This window comes from Nostoc sp. (assembly GCF_036917635.1).
GTDB lineage: Bacteria > Cyanobacteriota > Cyanobacteriia > Cyanobacteriales > Nostocaceae > Nostoc.
Map to the genome: position 1 here is coordinate 43,674 of NZ_JBALCW010000097.1, position 21,626 is coordinate 65,299.

Below are 21,626 nucleotides of genomic sequence, written 5' to 3' on the forward strand. Positions count from 1 at the left end.
AAGTAGGATTTATATATTAGATAAGAAATTAAAAAAAGATTGTCTCAAACCCAAATCCAAACCGAATTAAAAAAGCCATGAAAAAAGTATATTTGATGATTTATGATTTAGGCGCAGGTCATCGCAGCACAGCCAATGCTTTGCAAAAAGTGATCGAAAAGCGGCAACTACCTTGGGAAATTCATATAGTCGATGCTTTCAAAGAAATTATTGGCACAACTGCTCCCCACTACGTTTACAATAATCTGATCCTCAAAAAAGATTGGGCGAAAATTATTAATGACCCTTTCTTAGTTCCCTCATTCAAATTACAAATACGCCTTTCTCGTTTTGCTTGGCTAGGACGTTTTAAAAGATATTGGCAGCAGCATCAACCTGATATGGTGGTTTCATTACTGCCCTATATTAACGGGGTGATGAATCAAAGCTTGCAAGCAGTATCGCCAAACGTGCCTTTTGTAACCGTAATGACCGATCATGCCGATTGCCCGCCGCAATTCTGGATTGATCCACAAGCACAATCCTTAATTTGTCCGACTCAAAAAGCAGTTGAACAGGCAAAAAACTTAGGTTATACCGAAGATCGAATTTTCCGCACTTCAGGAGTGGTAATTCATCCTCGATTCTCTGAATCCGTAAATAGCGATCGCCAAGTTGAGAGAAAACGCTTAGGTCTAGACCCAAATTTACCTACAGGTTTAATCACTTTTGGTAGTCAGGGGTCAAAAGCAATGCTCGAAATTGCCGATTCTCTAGAAAAATCGTCACTGAATCTACAACTCATTTTTATCTGCGGACGCAATGAAGAAATAGCAAACACTCTGCGCCGTCAACAGAGCCGTTTACCAAGATACATTGAAACTTTCACGAGTGAAATTCCTTATTATATGCATCTGTCGGATTTCTTTATTGGGAAATCTGGTTCTGTAGGTGTGAGCGAGGCTGTGGCGATGAAATTGCCAGTAATTACAGATTGCAATGCCTTAAGCATGTTTCAAGAAAGACCCTCGGCTGACTGGATTGCAGAAAATGAGATTGGAATTGTAGTCCGCGATTTTCGGGATATTAACCAAGCTGTAGCAAAGCTAATCGAACCAGAAAATCTAGCCCGATATCGGGCTAACGCTGCTGCGATCGACAATCAAGGAGTATTTGAAGTTGTTGATATTTTGGAAAAAATGCTTGAGAAGTCGTTCTCAGTTTTGTCTTATCCAAGCAACAAAAAATTATCTTCAACAGTTTAATTCATCTAGGACTTACGCAAAAAGACACGCAGTCTGGGCTAATTCATGAATTGCCCTTCCCATAGAATCAGGGTTTTAGATATTGTTTGCGTAAGTCCTATTATCTATCAAACGCCGATGCTGACATTAACGCTGTACCACCAGCAATGGTCGATTCTAAACTCTTTTAAATCCAAAATTTGAAAACATTAATATCGCCGAATTTAAAACCACTAAAGATATCTACGCTTTCAAAAAAATAACTGGAGTGAAATAACATGCTATTTGATTGGCTAATCGTAGGGGCGGGATACTCAGCTTGTGTAATGGCTGAACGGCTAGCAACTCAGATGGGACAGAGAGTGCTGATTGTAGAGCAGAGAGACCACATTGGGGGTAATGCCTACGATTACTACAATGAGCATGGTATTCTCGTTCATAAATATGGGCCTCACATCTTTCATACTAAGTCTAAGAAAGTATGGGATTATCTCTCCCAATTTACAGAATGGAGGCATTACTATCATCATGTGCTGGGAGTATTGGAGGGTAAGAAAGTCCCGATTCCTTTTAATATAAATTCTCTCCATGCACTTTTTCCAGAAAAATATGCAGAGAAGCTGGAGAATTTACTTCTAGAAAACTTCGGTTTTGGAGTGAAAGTACCCATTTTGAAACTGCGGGAGAGTGCTAGTGGCGATCTAAGTTTTTTAGCTGATTATATTTATGAAAATGTTTTTCTAAATTACACAATCAAGCAGTGGGGAATGAAACCAGAGGATCTGGATCGGGGGGTAACGGGACGTGTTCCAGTTTATATCAGCCGGGATGACCGTTATTTTCAAGATCCATATCAGGCTATGCCTAAGCTAGGTTATACAGAAATGTTCCGGCGAATGCTGGCTCATCCGAACATTAAGGTACTGCTAAATGCAGATTACCGCGAGATTATCAAAGATGTGAAGTTTCATCGGCTACTTTGCACTGCGCCGATTGACACTTTTTTTGATTATATGTATGGTGAATTGCCCTATCGGAGTCTGCGCTTTCAATTCGAGACTTTGGATCAAGAACAGTATCAAGAGGTGGGTACAGTTAACTACCCCAATGATTATGACATCACTCGGATCACTGAACAGAAGTATTTGTCAGGGCAAACTTCTCCTAAAACTACCTTGGTGATGGAATATCCCCAGGCTTATGTACCAGGAAAAAATGACCCTTATTATCCTATTCTGAATGAAGAGAGCCGCGATCGCTTGAGCTTATATCTTAAAGAGGTAGAAAAACTCAACGGTACAGTATTGTTTGCAGGACGACTTGGGGATTACAAGTACTATGACATGGATCATGCAGTGATTCGGGCGCTTGGTTTGTTTGAGAAAGAAATAGCTAATTAAATCTAGAAAAAATTATGAAAAAAAGTGTATGTGTGACCGGAGGAAGTGGCGGTATCGGTCAAACATTGTTGAAATATTTATTGCAGACCTTTCATGTAAAGGCTCTTTTCAGAAAAGAAAGTGCTACGACTGAAAAATGGAAAAAACAAGGATGCCAGATTATATTGGGCGATTTGAAAGATGAAGAATCACTCATGAATCTGGTTACTAAAACTGAATTTGTTTTTCACTGCGCGGCACTTACTGGTAATTTTTCTTGGCAAGAAGCACATGAAATTAATGTGGAAGGGACTCGCAGGCTAGCAGAAGCTGCTGCAAAGTCAGGTTGTAAAAGATTCATTCACGTAAGCTCCATAGCCGTATATACTGGTGTCTCCATTGAGAACCAAGTTTTTACAGAGGAGGTTCAAGTCAGAGAAGATCCAACAATGGATTTATACTGCTTGACAAAATTTCGTGCCGAAACAGCGCTCAAAGAAGTTGCTCAAAAGCACAAATTAGAGTGGGTAATTTTGCGTCCTACTTGCGTATATGGCCCAGCAATACCTTCATATACTATGGCACCCTTGAATTCGATTAAAAAAGGGGAACCAGTTCTTTTAAGAGGTGGAGAAGGACTGCTAGATGTTGTATATGTAGACGATGTTGTCAGAGCTATGCTTCTGGCAGCTAATTCTCCTAAAGCCAATGGAGAAATCTTCAATGTGGGAGGAGATAGTGTAACATTCAAAGAATTTTATTCTTATTATGGTCGGATGCTGAAACAGCCTATACGACATATTTCTAAAGGAATAGCGAATGTTGTGGTGAGCCTTGCTAGCCTACAAAATAGGGGATTTGGGAAAAGTTTAAAGTCGTATTATGAACGACAAGAAAAATCAGAAGAATATCCATCGACAAAAGCAAAGGTATTGTTAGGTTATATTCCACAAATTCCCCTTGTAGTAGGAATGTTAAAAACGGAATTGTGGCTTCAAGCCAATGGCTATGTTCCTTTAAAACGCCACGTTTTTCATAGTGCAGTTTCACTCTACAGTTTCTCTCCTTGTGCAGCAGTTCAACCTACTACAGAAGAAGAAATAGTCCAAATAATTCAAGAAGCAGCAAAACAAGGTCTTAAGGTTAAAGCTATAGGTGCTATACACTCTATTGCCCCAATACCATCAACAGAAGGTGTTTGCATCATTCTGGATAAGTATAAAAATGTTGTAAATATTGAAGACTCCCTAGTAACTGTACAAGCAGGAATGAAAATTTGGGAGTTAAATGAAATCTTGGCAAAACATGACTTGGCATTACCTATACTTGGAGCAATTGATAAACAAACAGTCTCTGGAGCTATTTCCACAGGTACTCATGGTGGTTCCCTCCACCATAAAAGTCTAAGTGGTTACGTGCAAGCTTTGAGGATTATTCGAGCCGATGGAAGTGTTTTACAAATTGATTGCTCACAAGAAATCTTTAATGCAATAGTTATTTCAATGGGATTGTTTGGAATAATTTCCACGATCACATTTAAATGCGTTCCAGCGTTTTCTTTGCAATCCAAGAGCTATGCTATGTCGATGGATGAGCTGCTCCAGAGATTTGATGATATTCATCAAGACAATAAGTATGTTGACATAAGGTATATGCCTATTAACGATGACGCTAAAGTGTTATTAATAAATCCAGCACTGGAAGAGACTAGGGAAAATGGAGGATGGCATCCTGTTAAAAAAACCAAAATGGAGCTAAGGTTAGAAACTTTTAATATTAAAATAGCGCTGCGTCTTTTTCGTTCTTACAAATTCAATTGGCTTCAACGATGGGCGATGAAAGAGTATGAAGAAAAAGCGTACACTTGCCCATTCGGTCGAAGCGATTTTGTATTGACTCATTTTGAAAACACAAAGGATGATTCAATTGAAGTCACACAGGACAATTCAATGCGAGTTTCTAACATGGAAATTGCCATTCCATATTCACAAGCACGTGCTGCACTCACTGTTCTCCGAAATCATTTTCATAAAACTCGGCAATACCCCAATATTTACGTACATCTTCGTTGTTGTGCTGAAGAAAATTTTTGGTTAAGTCCTTCCTATGGACAAGCTGTTTGCTGGATAGAATATTGGGAATACCCCCGCACAGGCGAATTTTTTGAGGAAATGGTTGAATTACTGAAGCCATTCAATTTTCGTTCCCACTGGGGTAAACAAATAATGGTAGACCAAGAATACCTCAAACAACAATATGAAAAATGGAATGACTTTGTTAAATTACGTCAAGAGTGGGACCCCGATGGGATGTTCTCCAATTCTTACTTAGACAAATATTTTTACTCACGAACTAACCCTCTCTTGACAGTTTGTAATTAAGTACTGTCATACTCTTAGTCAAAGGTGATTACTGAGCTTAACAACTAATAAGTCGAAAATCAATTCGCGTAGCAACCTAACAAAAAATAATTTTTTATCAAGGAGATTTTTTGTATTTATGGAAACATTGCAATCACACTCAGATCCAAAAAAAAAGCTTTTAATTAATGTTATTGTCTCACAGGGTGGTAGTGGACATTACGCTGCCTATAATGCGCTACGTTCAATTGTTGAACAGCAACAATTACCTTGGCAGCTGAATGTAACCGATATGGACGCAATAACAGAGCGTTTATCAGAACAAAAAAAGATAGTAGATTTTTACAAAATATCTGGAATGTCTGGATATGAGTTATATAACCTGATGCAGAAAAGCGGCTGGACATGGCTTTGGCCGTTGAAGATGCGTCTAAATAAACTACTTGTTAGCCTAAATTATGATGTCGGTGTAACGATATTTGAGGAATATTGGCGCGAACAACAGCCAGATATGGTAGTATCTGTCGTACCTTTGTATAACAAAGGAATATGGGAAAGTCTGCAAAAGGCAAGACCAGGCACCCCTGTTGTGACTATTCTGACAGATTTTGCTGATTATCCACCTGCGTTTTGGATAGAACCAGAAGCAGGAAATTATTTTGTCTGTGGAACTCAAAAAGCAATAGAGCAAGCTCGTTCTCTAGGAGTTAAAGAGGAGCGAATCGTTAAAACTTCAGGCATGGTAATTCACCCTCGTTTTTATGAACCGATTGTATGCGATCGCCAAAGTGAAAGGCAACGCTTAGGTTTAGATCCAGACTGTCTGACTGGAATTGTATTATTTGGGGGTAATGGCTCCAAATTGATGCTGGAAATTGCCAAGCGTCTGGAAAGTTTTCAACAAAAACTACAACTGATCTTTATTTGCGGACATAATGAAGAATTAGCTTTGGCTCTACGCGAAAGCCAAGGTTTGCAAAAGAGGTTTGTCACCACCTTTACTCAAGACATTCCTTACTATATGCATCTTGCCGACTTTTTTATTGGAAAACCAGGCCCTGGTAGCCTCAGTGAGGCGTTAGTGATGAAGTTGCCTGTAATTGTGGAACGTAATGCTACCACCCTCATCCACGAACGATACAACACTGACTGGATTCAACAGCAGCAGGTAGGTTTGGTTATCCCTAGTTTTAAAAATATCCAACAGGCAGTTGAAAAGTTTCTACAGGCGGAAAATTTTGCTCGCTACCGTACGAATGTCGCTGCTGTGAACAATCAAGCCGTGTTTGAAGTTCCTGATATTTTGCAGAAGATTCTCGCTACTAGCTACAAGACAAAAGTGACAGAACCACTAGAGTCGAGGTAGTGAGCGTGAAGTAGAAAAACTTAACGGTACAGTACTGTTTCCAAGATGACATGGAGAACAAGTACTGCTACATGGAGATCAGTTTGTTTCAAAAAGAGATAGTGAATTCAATCTTAGAAATAAAAAAATAACATCTACCCAACAACACAAGATAAACAAGCAGAAATTTATGGAAACATTGCAATCGCCATCATATCTAGAAAAAAAGGTTTTGATTAATGTGGTTACCGGAGGAGGTGGTGGAGGGCATTACGCTACCTATAATGCAATACGTTCAATCGTTGAACAGCAACAACTACCCTGGCATATTAATGTAACCGATGTAGGCGATATAGGCAAAATTGGGAATCTTCAACAAGCAGAACAAAAAAAGATATTCGATCCCTACGAGCTATTTAGAACCAATGGACAGGAAGCTTACAGCCAATTACTGAAAAGTGGCTGGACATGGCTTCAGCCTCTGAAGATATGGATAGATAAGCTAAGTATCAGATTAAATTACGATGTCGGTGTAAGGATCTTTGAGAAATATTGGCGTGAGCAACAGCCAGATGTGGTAGTTTCTGTAGTGCCGATGTTTAACAAAGGAATATGGGAAAGTTTACAAAGGGGAAAACCAGGCACTCCTGTAGTCACTATTCTGACAGATTTTGCTGATTTTTCATCTGCTTGTTGGATAGAACCGGAAACGGGAAATTATTTTGTCTGTGGAACTCAAAGAGCTGTGGAACAAGCTCGTTCTGTAGGAGTTAAAGAGGAGCGGATCGTTAAAACTTCGGGTATGGTAATTCACCCTCGCTTTTATGAACCGATTGTATGCGATCGCCAAAGTGAGAGGCAACGCTTAGGTTTAGATCCAGACTGTCTCACTGGAATTGTGTTATTTGGGGGCAATGGTTCCAAAGTGATGCTGGAAATTGCCAAGCGTCTGGAAAGTTTTCAACAAAAACTACAACTGATCTTTATTTGTGGACATAATGAAGAATTGGCTTTGGCTCTACGCGAAAGCCAAGGTTTGCAAAGGAGGTTTGTCACCAACTTCACTGAAGACATTCCTTACTATATGCATCTTGCCGACTTTTTTATTGGAAAACCAGGTCCTGGTAGCCTCAGTGAGGCACTAGTGATGAAGCTACCCGTAATTGTGGAACGTAATGCTGCTACATTACCACAGGAACGATACAACACCGAATGGATTCAACAGCAGCAGGTCGGTTTGATTATCTCCAGTTTTCGGAATATCAAACACGCGGTTGAGAAGTTTCTTCAACCTGAAAGTTTTGCTCGCTACCGTGCGAATGTTGCTGCTATGAACAATCAAGCCCTGTTTGAAATTCCTGATATTTTGCAGAAGATTCTCGCTACTAGCGACAAGACAACAGTTACAGAACTATTGGAGCAGAGGTAATGTTAGCGATGAGTCGAGGTCGTGTTAAAACCATAACACTAGCAACGATGTGTTTCGTCTCTTTTATAGCTCATCTCGATACCACTGTCGTGAATGTAGCGCTTCCCAAGATTCAGATAAATCTGGGTTCTAGTATGTCGGCATTGCAATGGATTCTCAACGCCTACACCTTGCCTACGGCTAGTCTAATATTAACGAGTGGGACATTGGGCGATATTTACGGGCGTAAGCGAATCTTCCTCGCGGGACTGGTTATCTTCACGATTGCCTCTGTAGTCTGTGGCTTCGCTCCCAGTCTGGGAATTTTGATTGCTGGGCGAACTCTTCAAGGAATCGGCGCTGCTGCTTTGGTGCCGAGTTCTCTTGCTATCCTCGCTGATGCGTTCCCTGAGCCGAAGGAGAAAACTAAAGCCATTGGTATCTGGGCTGCGGTGTCAGCGATAGCCCTCGTTACCGGACCTGTGCTTGGCGGGTTGCTAGTAGATACCTTGGGATGGCGCAGTGTGTTCTTGCTCAACCTATCGCTTGGCGTGATTGCCTTTGGAGTGACCTCACGTGTTGTCAAGGAAAGTCAAAATCCGAGCAGGCAGAGTCTCGATGTGCCAGGTTTGGTGCTCAGTATAGTCTTAATGGCTTCTCTCACATATGCACTTACCCAGGGCAATGCTGGAGTGGGTCAATCACCACTCAGTTTCTGGTTGCTGGCGGTTAGCGGACTCAGCCTTGTGGGCTTTTTGGTTATTGAGTCCCACAGCAGCCATCCGATGCTGCCACTATACTTGTTTAACAATCGAACGTTTGCCATAGTCAATGTCGTCTCGGTTTTGGTATTTTTCACTTTCGCCAGCTTGCTGTTCATCTTCAACCTGTTCTTGCAGCAAGTGCAGGGTTACTCGGCGACGGCTACGGGTCTTGGCTTCCTACCGTTGAATGCCGCTTATGTAATATCACTGCTGTGTTCCGGGTGGTTTGCTGCTCGGCTAGGGTGGCGCTTTGCAATCTCGATGGGACTGATCCTAATGGCCGTGGCTACATTGTCTCTCATAAAAATCAGTGCCGATACTGAGTATCAAACAATCATGTGGAACCTTATTCTCTCTGGCTTGGGCGGTGGCTTGACAGTAGCGCCCCTAGCAGCAGCAGCTATGAGTTCTGTATCCTCGACTCAGGCGGGAATTGCCTCAGCTGTACTCAACACCAGTAACTCTCTCGGCGGTGTCTTGGGAGTTGCCCTTCAGGGAACAATTCTGACACAATCATTAGCCTCAGACCTTAGGCGATCGCTTTCTGCTTGGGGTCTACCTACAAATCTGCAAGATCGACTAATCGCTGGTGCTTTGCACGGTGGAGCCAATGACCTCCCAGCCAGTATTTCTGGGCTTGCTTTTCATCAGGCGTTTAGTGATGCGTTTGTATCGGGTCTACACACAGCTTTGCTCATAGCCAGTGTTGCTTTGCTAGCCGGAGCCTTTTTGGTTTTGTTGTTTGTTCAGCCAACTTTTAACCAAGTCACTAAGAATTCTCTTATTTCTATTAAACAGAAGAAAACGTAGTGTTGCAGGTAGTGAAACGTTCTAGATACCCCTAGATTCCCATAAAAGACCGGGGTTATAGGAGATGATAAGTGCCTAAAAAAAATCACAATTAACTACTTTTCAAACAACCTCTAATTTTGAATTTTGTGAACACAGCCTAAAGCCTACGGCATAGTTTTGCTTAGAGCAAGCCTGCATTCGCGCAACGTCTTGTAAGAGAGCGTCATTTGGAATTTTGAATTGTTAACAATTCACTATTTTGTTATTTTGTCAAGAAGTAAGTTGATAGTAGTTTGCAAAAAAAACATTTACTTTTCGGCCTAACTATTGATATTATTCTTTGGAGATACTTAAATATAATCACCAGAGTATCGATACCAAATAACCACAGATTTATCACCAAACCACAATTCTCAAAACCTATATAAAATCTAGATTCCAGATTTTATACTGCATCAAAAATAACCCATTAAAAATGCCGGAAACATATTCTAGGTAAAAGCTATGATGGTTGCGATGGCAACGAGAACACCGCAGGCATCGTGGGACTTATGATAAATGTGGGCTAAGGGGAATTAGTCACAAATCCGAAACTGAGTGTTGAAAAAATCTAAATCGTTTCAGAAATAAGGGATTTAAACCAAATGGCTAATGACATAGAAATCTCATTGTTGACACCTGCTGCCGATCTAATTACAGGAGGGGGTACAAATGCATCTGAAGCCCTTTTTGGTCGTGCTGGAAACGATACCATTTATCCTGACAATCCAATTAGAAACCCTACTCAAGGAACAAATGTAGATTATTTGTTCGGGGATCTATTTGACAACTCTCCTCAAGAGTATGAGATTATTCTCAATATTCAGAATAGTCAACAAGGTGGAGATCCATTTCTGATTTTAGATAGGGATATACCATCTGTAGGGGCAGACAGATTTGTTCTTGGTGATACAAGTCAGCCCTACTATACTACCTCTGATCCAAATACTCTACTCAATACAGACTTCCTTGGTTTGAACGAGTATGCTGTGATTTATGATTTCGGTCCAGCTAATGATGTCATCCAGCTAAATGGGAAACCAAAAGACTATCGAATCGTAAAAATTGATGGATTACAGATTGCAGGAGTCGCACGACCTCTTTCTGGAGAAGCGATATTTTCACTGCAACAGGGAGCACCTGACCTCGTAGCTTTTCTGGTTGAAAAGCCTGATGTCACTTTAGATTTGAAGTCGAATAATTTCCGGTTTGTCGGTGATAAACCAGCAAAAAAACCAACGGAAAACAAGAAAATTTCGCAATTAGGGACTACCGGTAACGATGTCAGTGCTGGTGCACATACAGATTCTGCCGGGAATATTTATCTAGCAGGAACTACCAGTGGACCATTGTTTGGAACTAATCAAGGTTTTGGAGATTCTTGGATAGCCAAATATGACACCAATGGCAACCAAGTTTGGGGTAGGCAGTTCGGCTCTTCTGGTGATGATACTACCCAGGCGACCGCTACAGACAGCAGCGGTAACACCTACGTCGCAGGTGTCACGTCGGGTAACTTGTTTGGAACCAAGCAATCAGATTCTGATGTTTTTGTGGCTAAATATGACACCAATGGCAACCAAGTTTGGGGTAAGCAGTTTACTTTTAATCCTGATGCTTTTGCTAATGTAGGCTTTGGCATTGATCTAGATCCAGCAGGCAATGTCTACGTATCAGGAATAGCAATTAAGAACAATGACAGAAGAGACATTTTCGATTTTGCCGTTCAGGATGATTCCTGGGTGTCCAAATTTGACACCAATGGCAACCAACAATGGATTACCCAGATTAAGGATCCTTCAGCGACCTTCCCTTTTAACCTAACTCCCTTTTTTGATGAATCTTACGACCTTGCTGTTGATAAGGATGGCAACAGCATAGCTGTCGGCTGGACTCAGGGCTTAGTCAGAGAGTCAGACCCATCACGACAACTTTTGAAGTACGATGCCTGGGTGTCAAAAGTGGACACTACAGGGAAGGTACAGTGGGTTCAACAGTTTGGAAGTACAAATCAGGGACTTGATTTTGCTTGGGGTGTTGATACTGACAGCAAAGGCAATATTTACGTTACAGGATGGACTACAGGGGATATTGGCACAACGGTGGGAAAAAAGGGAATCGGGGGTCGTGATATTTGGATTAGCAAATTTACCCCAGATGGCTCTGAAGTGTGGGCTAAACAGTTTGGTTCTCCAGATGATGATGGCATGTTCTTTTCCGACATGGAGATCGATAAAAATGACAACATCTTTGTGATTGGAGAATCTAACGGGAAGTTAGGAAAAGGTCAAAAAGACGAATCTTATAATGCCTTTGTGGCGAGGTTCGACACTGATGGTAATAACAAGTGGATTCAACAATTTGGAAGCAAAAATAATCTCGACTTTGCTACAGGTGTTACTACTAACGGCGCTGATAAGGTTTACGTGACTGGAGATACTGATGGCTTATTAGGGAACACTAGTGGAGTTAATACCGCAGCTGTGGACAGTTGGTTAGCCGAGCTTAATCTCAAGAACGGAAAACTGCAAAAATTTATCGGCGGTTCAAATGATGTCATCAGTATTGCCGATCCTGGTCCAATTTCCACCATTGATATCACTAATGATTTGGTAACTAAGGAAAGGCTACCTCAAGGCGATAACGTGATTGACCCTGCTGCGGGTCTTAACCCTACTCTAGGGATTAGTACTAGTACTAACTCTACTCAGGGAACCAGTGCTACGGGCAGTGCATTCAACTATGGACAGTTCACTTCTAGTCTTGACGGCATATTTAACTCTCAGTCTGAAGGTTCTTTTAATTCCGCTTTGACTAAGGGAGTTAATAATGGCACTATCGTGATTTAAAATGATTGTTCTAAAAAAATTGACTCGTTTCTCTCACCAAGATTAGACATCTCCGAAAAGGAATGTAGAGACGCGTTAGCGCATAGCGGCACGAAGTGCAATTTCGCGTCTCTACAAGGGTTTCAGATTACGCATATTTAATTTATGGAGATGTCTATTGAGAATTTGAATAAGAATTCAAGGGTCAAAATTCTGGAGCGGAGCCTAAGAAGCTCCGTCTCCAGTCAGAATTAAGAGCATGGGGAATTCAGAAAGCCCTGCTTTTTTTTTGGGTGCATCCCATTTTTTATTTTCTAATGAGATAATAACCATCATTGCGTTCGTGTAGCAATTCATAATCAAAATCAAGGGAAATATTATTTTTTTATTAAGATTTGTAAAAAAATATATTATATTAAAAAATTTAAATTAAGCTATTGTATTTTGTAGTAGCAATGTATTAAAGTACACAGTAACTTAACCACGCAGATGGTGTGCGCTGCGATCGCTAAGGTGTCATAAGTATCTTCTTTAGATGCAACTTATGAAAATTTTGTTGGTAGAGGATGACGTATTACTGAGTACGGCATTAACAGAGTAGTTGACTGCAAATGGTTACAGTATCGACCTAGCAAGCAACGGACAAACTGGATTAGAACTAGCGATATCGACTGAATATGAGTTGATTTTGCTAGACTGGCTAATTCCAAAACTAGATGGCATTAGCTTATGTCGGCAATTGCGATCGCAAGGCTACCGTAAATCTATTCTGTTGTTAACAGGGAAGAATTCTAATGCAGATATTGTGGCGGGGTTAGATGCCGGAGCAGATGTATCAGGATGAAGGTTGCACCAAACTTGACAACAGCAAGATCGCGTCTTGCATTAAGGACTCCTGACGTAGTTTTACTGGATTTGAGTTTTCCTGGAACAGAGGAAGATGGATTAATATTATTGAGCGAGATAGTAGAGCGATCGCCAAATACGAGAGTGGTTGTCTTTACAGGACGAGATACCCTAGCAGATCGATTGGTAGTATCGCGTTTAGGAGCTAGACAATTTTTGCATAAGCCCGCGACAACCGAGCAGATTTTTCAGGCGATCGCTCGTGTCTTACCTAAACCGAAAACTTCAGACGCCAAGGTATTAATTGTAGATGATGACCCTATAATGCTGGCTGGATTATCGGCGTTGCTAACTCCTTGGGGGATGGAAGTAACAACTTTACTAGAATCACAGCGATTTTGGGAGGTGCTGATTGCAACATCTCCAAACTTGGTGGTGTTAGACTTACTGGCTAAAACCGTTCATATCTCAAACTATTGGTGCATTTTTCTACATCGCTATGATTACAAGTACCTGGTATGGTGGCTTGCGACCAGGGATTGTTACAGTTGTCTTTTCGACACTGGCAATCAATTATTTATTTATCTCTTTGCGATATCAATTTTGGATTGAGCAACCAGAAAAATTATTGCGAGTAAGTATTTTTTTGTTAGTTGCTTTAACGATTACACTGCTCACTAACAATCTTCAGTACAGCAGACAAAAGATTAAACAACTTAACCAGAAATTGCTTCAGGAAAATGCCGAGCAACGGCGAATGGCTCTGTCGGCAGCCCAAATGCAGGGGAGGCAGGGGAGGCAGGGGGGTAGGGGAGCAGGGGAAAAATGAAAAATGACAAAAAAATTGTTAATTGTGGATGATGAAGAACGAATCCGCGAACTCGTGCAAGCTTGTTTGGAACCCACATTCCGCACTTCAAAATGTATTATCTATCTTTTCAATAAAAATTCCTAATAATGTTCAAATTATTAAGTATTAATATTGAATACCATTGGCGATTTATGTTGTTGATTTAACCATTTTTTTCCACCTATGGGAAATCTACGCATATTACACGATGAAGTGCGGAAAGTCGGTTGGAAGATTTGGGTGGATGGGACACCCTGACGGCTGCATCTGGGCAGGAAGGATTAAACATCGCCCACACAGAATCTAATATTGATGCTATTTTGCTGGATGTGTCTATGCCTGACATGGACGGTTTTGCTGTATACGAACGACTTCAGGGAAATTTAGCAACCGAAGTGATACCAGTAATTCTACTAACAGCCAAAGTCCAACCGAGCGATCGCGCCCGTTTCGCTCAGATTGGAATTGCCGGGGTTATTACCAAACCCTTTGAACCCATTTCCATTTGCCAGGAAGTTTCTCACATACTCGGTTGGGACAACTAGTTGTTAAGTTTTGTAACGAAATCTCCTTCTTTATCAGTTCTTTATTTTTATAATTTATCTTTTTTGTTTAGAGAGAAAAAACTTTAATATCACAGAAAAGTATATGAAGACTTGTCAGGTGAAACGGTCTCAAGAAGTTACAAACTTTACTTTATTTTCAGTCGAAAGTGATGCTTTCAACAAAATTCTAGAGAATTTGTTTGACTTTCCAAATCGGGATTCACAAAGCGTGATGATTCGGGCCTTTTCTTCTCAACAATGCAAGCAAATTGGAAAAAATCCTTTGACTGCAAAAGAACTTTGTATTTTAGAAGGCGATCGCCTTTGGGGTCTTTTGATTGCTCATCATTGCACTACCCCGCGTGAGTGGCAATCTTGGGAGAGCAAACTGCTTCAGCAATTGGCAACACAAATAGCGATCGCTATCCAGCAATCAGAACTTTATCAAAAATTACAACTTGCCAACCAGCAACTTGAAAATATAGCAATGGTGGATCAATTAACTCAAATCATCTTGCCTACCTACTTACACACAAGTCGAATTACCCCCCTTAATCCCCCCGTTTATTGGGGGAAAACATATAAATCTAGTCCTCTGTCCCAAAAGTTTTCAGAGGTTCGTAGTGTTCAGATCCCCGACAACTTCTGCGAAGTCGGGGATCTCGCAGCCCTGCAAAATATATAACTCGCAAAATTTTTTATTGTCATTAGTAGTTGGTAGTTTAGCCGTCTGCCATCAACAATATCGAAGTGAACGGCATCATACTTTAACTCGCATTCACCATAATTTGAATTAAAATATTGCCAAATAAAAACTGATTAATCTAAAGCTTGAGAAAAACCGACTAGAGTAGTGATTGTTAATTTACCTGTTTCACTGTCAAATTAGCGATCGCCCCTCAATTAAAAAACTATGAAAATCCCTGAATTACTACTTGATTCCATCCTCTCCTGCACAACGATGTCCTGCACGAACGAATTGACACGACTCAAAGCAGTCTATCAGTTTCAGGGTTTGGATACTGTACCCGATCAGACATTAGATGACTTGACAGCACTGGCGGCTGAACTGTGCCAAACTCCAATGGCACTGGTAAGTTTTATCGCAGCCGATCGCCAGTTGGTTAAGTCTAAAGTGGGAATCACATTAACAGAAATTCGACGAGACCTCACATTTTGTAACCACACAATTCGCCAGTCAGATGTATTTGTGATTCCAGATACCTTGGCCGATCCCCAGTTTGCCACCAATCCCTTCGTTATAAATGCTCCCAATATCCGGTTTTATGCCGGAGTCCCCCTGATAACAGCTGGCGGTTGCGTCCTGGGTACACTCTGCATCATGGACTTTGAACCGCGCGATCTGAGCCAGAAACAACAGAAGGGATTGCAGACAATCAGCCACCAAGTGATAGCGCAATTGGAGCTAAAGCACAACACCACAAAGCTACGTCAAATGATTCCGCAAATCAAACAACTAAAACAGCAATTGATTACTCAGGAATTAGTTGGTCAACAAGATTCTATTTTATTTAATCTGGCAAATCAAATCCGTAATTCTCTGGATTTGGACACGATTTTACAAACGGCAGTAAATGAAATTCATACTCTGTTGCAAGTCGATCGCTGTGACTTTATGTGGTGTCTGCCCAACAAAAATCAGTTCAACTTTATGGTAACTCATGAAGCGACTAACCCAGATATCCAGATGGCGCTAGGGGAACTTTCATTAGCGCCAGGCTCCGTTCTAGCAGAAACTATCTTAAATCTAGATATGCTACGGATTGAGGATGTTTCTACTACCTCAGAGGCACTCACCCCGGAGGATCGCGTCCTGCTGCGTCAACTAGCAGTAACCTCGGTGCTGTTGCTGCCACTTAGAACCCATTCTGGTCAATTGGGTGCTATTGTTTGCCATCACTGTCGCGGTTCGCGCCAATGGACTGATAGCGAAGTTCGGTTACTCAAAGCTGTCACCGATCAAGTAGCGATCGCTCTCGATCAGGCAGAACTACTTGCCCAAACACGAGCAACCGCCTTTGCAGCCCAAACTCAAGCCACCTATCTGGGAAACGCACTAAGCCAGTTACAGCAAACCCAAATGCAACTGATACAGCAAGAGAAGATGTCGAGCCTGGGACAATTGGTGGCCGGAGTTGCCCACGAAATCAACAACCCGGTCAACTTTATTAACGGTAATATTGCTTATGCAAATAACTATGTTCAAGATTTACTCGAACTATTGCATCTTTATCAGAAAAGCTATCCCAATGCGACTGCTGCTATTCAGGAAAAGATGGAGGACATGGACTTTGATTTCTTAACACAAGATTTGCCCAATCTATTGTCGTCGATGCGAATGGGTGCAGAACGAATTCGGCAAATTGTTCTGTCTTTGCGGAACTTCTCGCGCCTGGATGAAGACGGGATGAAACCTGTAGATATCCATGAAGGGATTGACAACACATTGTTAATTTTGAAGAGTCGCTTACAATTCACCAGTGCTAAATTTGAGATTCAGGTGATTAAAGCATACGAAAATTTACCGCCTGTTGATTGTTATGCAGGGCAATTAAATCAAGTATTTATGAATCTTTTGGGTAACGCGATCGATGCCTTAGATGAAACGCCTAATCCGATCATTACCATTCAAACAGAACTCATTAGTAGACAATCGGGTAGTTCTGATCGAGAGCAATTCTCCCATGCAGATAGTGTAGTGATTCGGATTCGAGATAACGGTTCTGGGATGACAGAAACAACCCAGCAAAAACTGTTCAATCCATTCTTCACGACCAAACCGATCGGTAAGGGAACTGGGCTGGGACTGTCCATCAGCTATCAAATTGTCGTTGAAAAACATGGCGGCATTTTAAAATGCTCCTCAGAACTTGGAAAAGGCAGCGAGTTCTGGATTCAAATTCCGGTTGAGCCTCTGGTTAAATAAGTAGGTCGGCGTAAATAATTATCGTTGGGATAAAGCTATTAGCTGGGGGATAAAGAGTTTGAGCCTTGTTTACTTTTATTCACAAAATTTGGTTTTATTGCGCCCACTTACTTAATTGGTAATACTCTACTGAAGTAGACTTTGGCTATGAGTCGCTGAAATTCATTTCTGGACGGGCGTGGAAGACAACAGATAAGCGATTTCTTAAAAAATGTTAAAAGGACTCGAAATGTGTATTATAAAATATAAAATTATCAAAATATCAATTGTTAAAGTCTTACTTTGGGAATGCTAGGGTAAACGCCAACGATGATTGACTCATCGACTGTAAAGTATGTCAAATGGTACGACAAGCTCACCGATTGTTCTCGCGCTTGATGATAGCCCTGTGATTCATCAAATGATTAAACGAGCGTTAGAACCGGGCTATCAAGTGATGACAGCCGCTAACGCGGTTGATGCCCTGTCGATCATTTATCATCAACAGATTTCAGTCTTGCTATTGGATGTACAGATGCCGGATATAAACGGGTTGGAGTTTTGCCGTACAGTGCGGAGCCTACCCCAGTTTCAGCATTTGCCCGTGATTATGGTGACTTCTCAAGATTCCCCCTTTGACCGAGTGAAGGGGCATCTGGCGGGTGCAACAGAATATCTGACCAAACCTTTTGATGCTGAACAATTGCGAGAAGCAGTCCGAAAATTTATCCTAAATTAAAGGGTTTAAAGCTTCTATATTCATGGCTACAGCTAAGTCAGCCGATAACTGGAGATTCGATTCAATAGCATGGGAGCAATTTCGCTGATTGGCAAAATGTATTGGGCGGCTCCCAGAGCGATCGCTTCTTTGGGCATCCCGAAGACAACGCAGGTTTGTTCATCCTGGGCAATGGTAATGCCTCCGGCTTGGGCGATCGCTTGTAATCCATCTGCACCATCCCGTCCCATGCCAGTCAGCAAAATGCCAACCGCCGATCGCAAGTAGCAGGTGGCAACAGCTTGAAACAAAGTTGTAACGGAGGGACGATGCCCAGAAACGGTAGGGGTGCTGATAGTGATTAATCGCCCTTGAGTGTCAAGTTTCAGGTGTTGTCCTTCGGGAGCAAAGTAGACAGTACCCGGTTTGGGAAATTCTCCCGGTTGGGCGATCGTCACCGCCAGTAAACATTCTGCTCTGAGCCAATCTACTAGTCCTTGCAGAAATCCTTCACTGATATGTTGCACACACAGAATCGGTACGGGAAAGTTTGCAGGTAGTTGTTTTAGGATCGTGTGCAATGCCTGGGGGCCGCCTGTGGAGGCTCCGATCGCCACGACTTTGGGCAGGGAGAATTGCGAATTACTGACAGGTTTTGGGCTAAATCGTTCTGGCTGATTGGGGCTAACAGGATGCGTTCTGGGTTGTACCGTCGCCCGGTAAGTGTGGCGAGTAAAGACTGTAACCCCTGCCAGAACTTTGATCCGGTTAATTAGGGCTTGCTTCACCTGTTCATAGTCTGAAACAGAGCTGATGCTGGGTTTGGGGAAAACATCCAAAGCACCCGCTTGCAGCAGTTTAAAAACATTGCGGGAATCTTCTTGGCTGTTGACGGAGGTACTGATCACCAGAATCGGACGGGCATACTCTATCATAATCCGGCGAGTTAGTTCCAATCCATCCATTTTGGGCATGTATAGATCGGTGCAGATTACCTGGGGCTGTGCGGCTGGAATTCGCTCCAATGCTTCCACACCATTGGGAGCAGTTCCCACCACATCCACTTCCGGGGAACTCGCCAGAATCCGCTTGAGGATGGTTAAGGCGACGAGCGAATCCTCCACCAGAAAGACGCGAATCGGGGCAGAGTTTTTCATCGGTTGACAGTAAGTTCAGATTTTATGATAAAATTAGTCTTCATTCATCCGAAAATCTCTACACTAACCGTTTGAGAGTTGACAGCAAGGCTTCTTGATTAAAGCTGCCTTTGATAATGTAGGCATTGGCTCCGGCTTCCGCACCCCGACGTTTATCTTCATCGCTGGCAAGGGAACTAACCAAGATAATTGGAAGTTCGCTATATTCCTGATTTTGGCGGATTTGGGCAGTTAACCCCAAGCCATCGAGATTTGGCATTTGCACATCGCTGACAACAGCATCGATGGTGTGCGATCGCAGTTTGTTCAATCCATCCAAACCATCCACAGCAGTAATCACTTGATAACCTGCGGTTTCTAAAATCCGCTTTTCTTGAGTGCGTGTGGCAATAGAATCTTCGACTAATAAGATGGTTGGTTTTGTGGGTGCAACTTGATGGGTAGAAGAGATGGAGTGCGATCGGGCTGACTTTACCAAATCCTGGGGATTCAGCACCATACACACATCTCCAGTGCCTAAAATTGTTGCTCCAGAAACATTGCGGACTCGTTTAAGTAACTGACTTTGGGGTTTAATCACTACATCTTGCTCATCCACTAAGGCATCTACCACCACACCCAGTTGTGCTTGCCCAACCTGAAGAATAATACAGGAAAGTGCCGTTTCTTGAGTTAATCCAGATATCATCGGCGGCAGTTCTAATAGATCAGCCAACTGCACAATCGAAATGGGTTGGCTATCCCGAATTATTGTGTCACGTCCCTCCAAAGGAAAAATTTCTTCTGACTTGATCGAGCAAACGGTTTGCACAAACTCGACTGGGATGGCGTAGGGCATTTGGTTTACTTGCACAATCAAGACATGGGCGGTTGCCAAGGTGATACCGAGATTGACGCGCAGTGTACATCCCAATCCTGAAAACGATTCTACCTCAATCGTCCCTTTCAATTTCTCGACATTGGTTTGCACCACATCTAACCCCACACCCCGTCCTGATACTTCTGTCACCAGGGGGGCTGTTGAAAACCCCGGTGCGAAGATCAACGCCTGGATCTGGCTGGGAGTCATTGCTGCTGATTCTTCCTCCCCGCAAATACCCCGTTTCACCGCTATTTGTTTGATTTTATCCCCGTCAAGCCCGCGTCCATCATCACTGATTTCCAGCACAATGTTAGTGGGAGTCTGGTAAGCTCTAAGCCGAATCGTTGCCGTTGTTGGTTTTCCTAGCCGTTCCCGTTCTTGTGGTGGCTCAATCCCGTGATCGATCGCATTCCGCAATATGTGCATTAGCGGATCTTTCATTTCTTCCAATAGGCGTTTGTCGGCAAGGGTGTCTTTGCCTTCCAGAATTAACTTCACCAATTTTCCCTGCTGCTGCGCCAGATCGCGTACCATCCGCGGGAAGAGGTTAAAAATTGTGGCAAAGGGCAGCAATCGCAGGGTACGAATACCCTCTTCGAGATCGCTACTGAGTTGTTCCAGTCGGGTTGTGTCTTCTGAAAGGGAACTCTGCAAGGTTTTCACCAAATAGCCCAATTCCTCTAATCGTTTTTCAGAGTGTTGATGAAAAGTTTCTAGACGTTGGAGGACGACATCACCTTGTTGCTCTCGGTTGAACGCAAACCGATTAGTGAATAAATCTCGATTCCATTCTTCCCACAGATTGGCGATCGCTTCAATTTCTCCCAGCCGATGAGCAATCCGAATTTTAGTGACAGTTAACTCCCCTGCTTGCGTCATCAACGTATCCAGGTGGCGAGTGCCAACGCGGATGGTTTCGATGCGGTAGCTATTTGTGGGGGATTTTGGATTTTGGATTTCGGCTTCGCTGACTCGAACGATTTTGGATTTTAGATTTTGGATTGATCCGTTTTCTTTTGGCTGTTGATTTGGGTTACAACAAGTATTGTTTTTTGCTGTAATTTTAAAGTCAATACTGTTGACTTCTGGCTCCTGACTTTCATAGTTTACTGGCTCTCCCCCTTTTCCTGGCTGCCCTCCCATCAATTCCGCCAGAGCATAAAAGGTATCAATCCTGGCAGGTTCTCCGGTGACGGCTTGATGAACGAGTTTGCGGATGGTGGCGATCGCATGAGCAAGGCGTTCATAGAGTGGGTCTGTTGTACCATTGCCCAATGAGGACACAGGTTTTTCTTGCCGCTTGAGTTGAGTCAAAACATGCTCAATTTGATGTGCCAGAGTGCCTATATCTTTGACTCCTAGCATATTGGCATCGCCTTTGAGAGAATGCGCCTCTCGCATCAAGGCTTCCAGGACAGCCAGATCGTCGGGATGGTTTTCCAGATGCAGCAATCCATCATCCAGGTTTTGCAAGTGTTCTTCGCTGGCTACTTTGAAAACATCTCTCAGTTCTTGATCATCGATCATCATAGTTTTAAGTAGTTAGGGTTTGAGCAACTAAATTTATTTATGGTTACTGAGCGA

16 protein-coding genes and 1 pseudogene are annotated in these 21,626 nt (G+C 42.4%); 15 read left to right on the top strand and 2 right to left on the bottom strand.

Going from position 1 to position 21,626, the window contains the following annotated elements; all coding sequences use genetic code 11:
- The first annotated feature begins 77 nt into the window (after positions 1-77).
- From V7K32_RS23330 to V7K32_RS23395, 15 genes and pseudogenes are all read left to right on the top strand, one after another.
- The gene (locus tag V7K32_RS23330; protein ID WP_334996407.1) at positions 78-1,244 is read left to right on the top strand and encodes an MGDG synthase family glycosyltransferase; all 1,167 of its coding nucleotides are present in this window, start codon (positions 78-80) and stop codon (positions 1,242-1,244) included.
- A gap of 257 nt (positions 1,245-1,501) precedes the next feature.
- A complete protein-coding gene (glf, locus tag V7K32_RS23335) occupies positions 1,502-2,623 on the top strand; it encodes a UDP-galactopyranose mutase (protein WP_334996409.1) in 1,122 nt (373 codons plus the stop codon).
- Between the two features lie 14 nt (positions 2,624-2,637).
- Positions 2,638-4,983, top strand: a complete 2,346-nt coding sequence (locus V7K32_RS23340) for a D-arabinono-1,4-lactone oxidase (RefSeq protein WP_334996411.1) — start codon at positions 2,638-2,640, stop codon at positions 4,981-4,983.
- Positions 4,984-5,101: 118 nt separating this feature from the next.
- Positions 5,102-6,328 carry an MGDG synthase family glycosyltransferase gene (locus V7K32_RS23345; protein WP_334996413.1) on the top strand — a complete coding sequence of 409 codons (1,227 nt, stop codon included), beginning with the start codon at positions 5,102-5,104 and terminating at the stop codon, positions 6,326-6,328.
- 169 nt (positions 6,329-6,497) lie between these two features.
- Positions 6,498-7,736, top strand: a complete 1,239-nt coding sequence (locus tag V7K32_RS23350; protein WP_334996415.1) for an MGDG synthase family glycosyltransferase — start codon at positions 6,498-6,500, stop codon at positions 7,734-7,736.
- Positions 7,737-7,744: 8 nt separating this feature from the next.
- Positions 7,745-9,289 (top strand): MFS transporter, encoded by a 1,545-nt coding sequence (locus V7K32_RS23355; RefSeq protein WP_334996417.1) that lies wholly within the window; start codon positions 7,745-7,747, stop codon positions 9,287-9,289.
- Between the two features lie 626 nt (positions 9,290-9,915).
- Positions 9,916-12,159, top strand: a complete 2,244-nt coding sequence (locus V7K32_RS23360; RefSeq protein ID WP_334996419.1) for an SBBP repeat-containing protein — start codon at positions 9,916-9,918, stop codon at positions 12,157-12,159.
- Positions 12,160-12,739: 580 nt separating this feature from the next.
- Positions 12,740-12,982, top strand: a complete 243-nt coding sequence (locus V7K32_RS23365) for a response regulator (protein ID WP_334996421.1) — start codon at positions 12,740-12,742, stop codon at positions 12,980-12,982.
- Entirely contained in the window at positions 12,979-13,596 is a 618-nt protein-coding gene (locus tag V7K32_RS23370) for a response regulator (protein WP_334996423.1), read from the top strand. The genes V7K32_RS23365 and V7K32_RS23370 overlap by 4 nt, the downstream gene beginning before the upstream one ends.
- Positions 13,484-13,813 carry a DUF4118 domain-containing protein gene (locus tag V7K32_RS28895; protein ID WP_442938793.1) on the top strand — a complete coding sequence of 110 codons (330 nt, stop codon included), beginning with the start codon at positions 13,484-13,486 and terminating at the stop codon, positions 13,811-13,813. The genes V7K32_RS23370 and V7K32_RS28895 overlap by 113 nt, the downstream gene beginning before the upstream one ends.
- 3 nt (positions 13,814-13,816) lie before the next feature.
- On the top strand, positions 13,817-13,939 hold the full coding sequence (locus V7K32_RS23375; protein WP_334996425.1) for a hypothetical protein: 123 nt from the start codon (positions 13,817-13,819) through the stop codon (positions 13,937-13,939).
- A 122-nt stretch (positions 13,940-14,061) separates the two neighbouring features.
- Entirely contained in the window at positions 14,062-14,379 is a 318-nt protein-coding gene (locus tag V7K32_RS23380; RefSeq protein ID WP_334996427.1) for a response regulator, read from the top strand.
- Positions 14,380-14,692: 313 nt separating this feature from the next.
- A pseudogene (locus tag V7K32_RS28900) lies at positions 14,693-14,890 on the top strand (GAF domain-containing protein); the annotation flags it as partial.
- 450 nt (positions 14,891-15,340) lie between these two features.
- On the top strand, positions 15,341-17,326 hold the full coding sequence (locus V7K32_RS23390; RefSeq protein WP_334996431.1) for a GAF domain-containing sensor histidine kinase: 1,986 nt from the start codon (positions 15,341-15,343) through the stop codon (positions 17,324-17,326).
- A 334-nt stretch (positions 17,327-17,660) separates the two neighbouring features.
- Entirely contained in the window at positions 17,661-18,044 is a 384-nt protein-coding gene (locus V7K32_RS23395; protein WP_334996433.1) for a response regulator, read from the top strand.
- A 32-nt stretch (positions 18,045-18,076) separates the two neighbouring features.
- Here V7K32_RS23395 and cheB read toward each other — a convergent pair whose 3' ends face one another.
- Positions 18,077-19,180, bottom strand: a complete 1,104-nt coding sequence (cheB, locus tag V7K32_RS23400) for a chemotaxis-specific protein-glutamate methyltransferase CheB (RefSeq protein WP_334996435.1) — start codon at positions 19,178-19,180, stop codon at positions 18,077-18,079.
- 58 nt (positions 19,181-19,238) lie between these two features.
- The gene (locus V7K32_RS23405; RefSeq protein ID WP_334996437.1) at positions 19,239-21,572 is read right to left on the bottom strand and encodes a hybrid sensor histidine kinase/response regulator; all 2,334 of its coding nucleotides are present in this window, start codon (positions 21,570-21,572) and stop codon (positions 19,239-19,241) included.
- Positions 21,573-21,626: the final 54 nt, after the last annotated feature.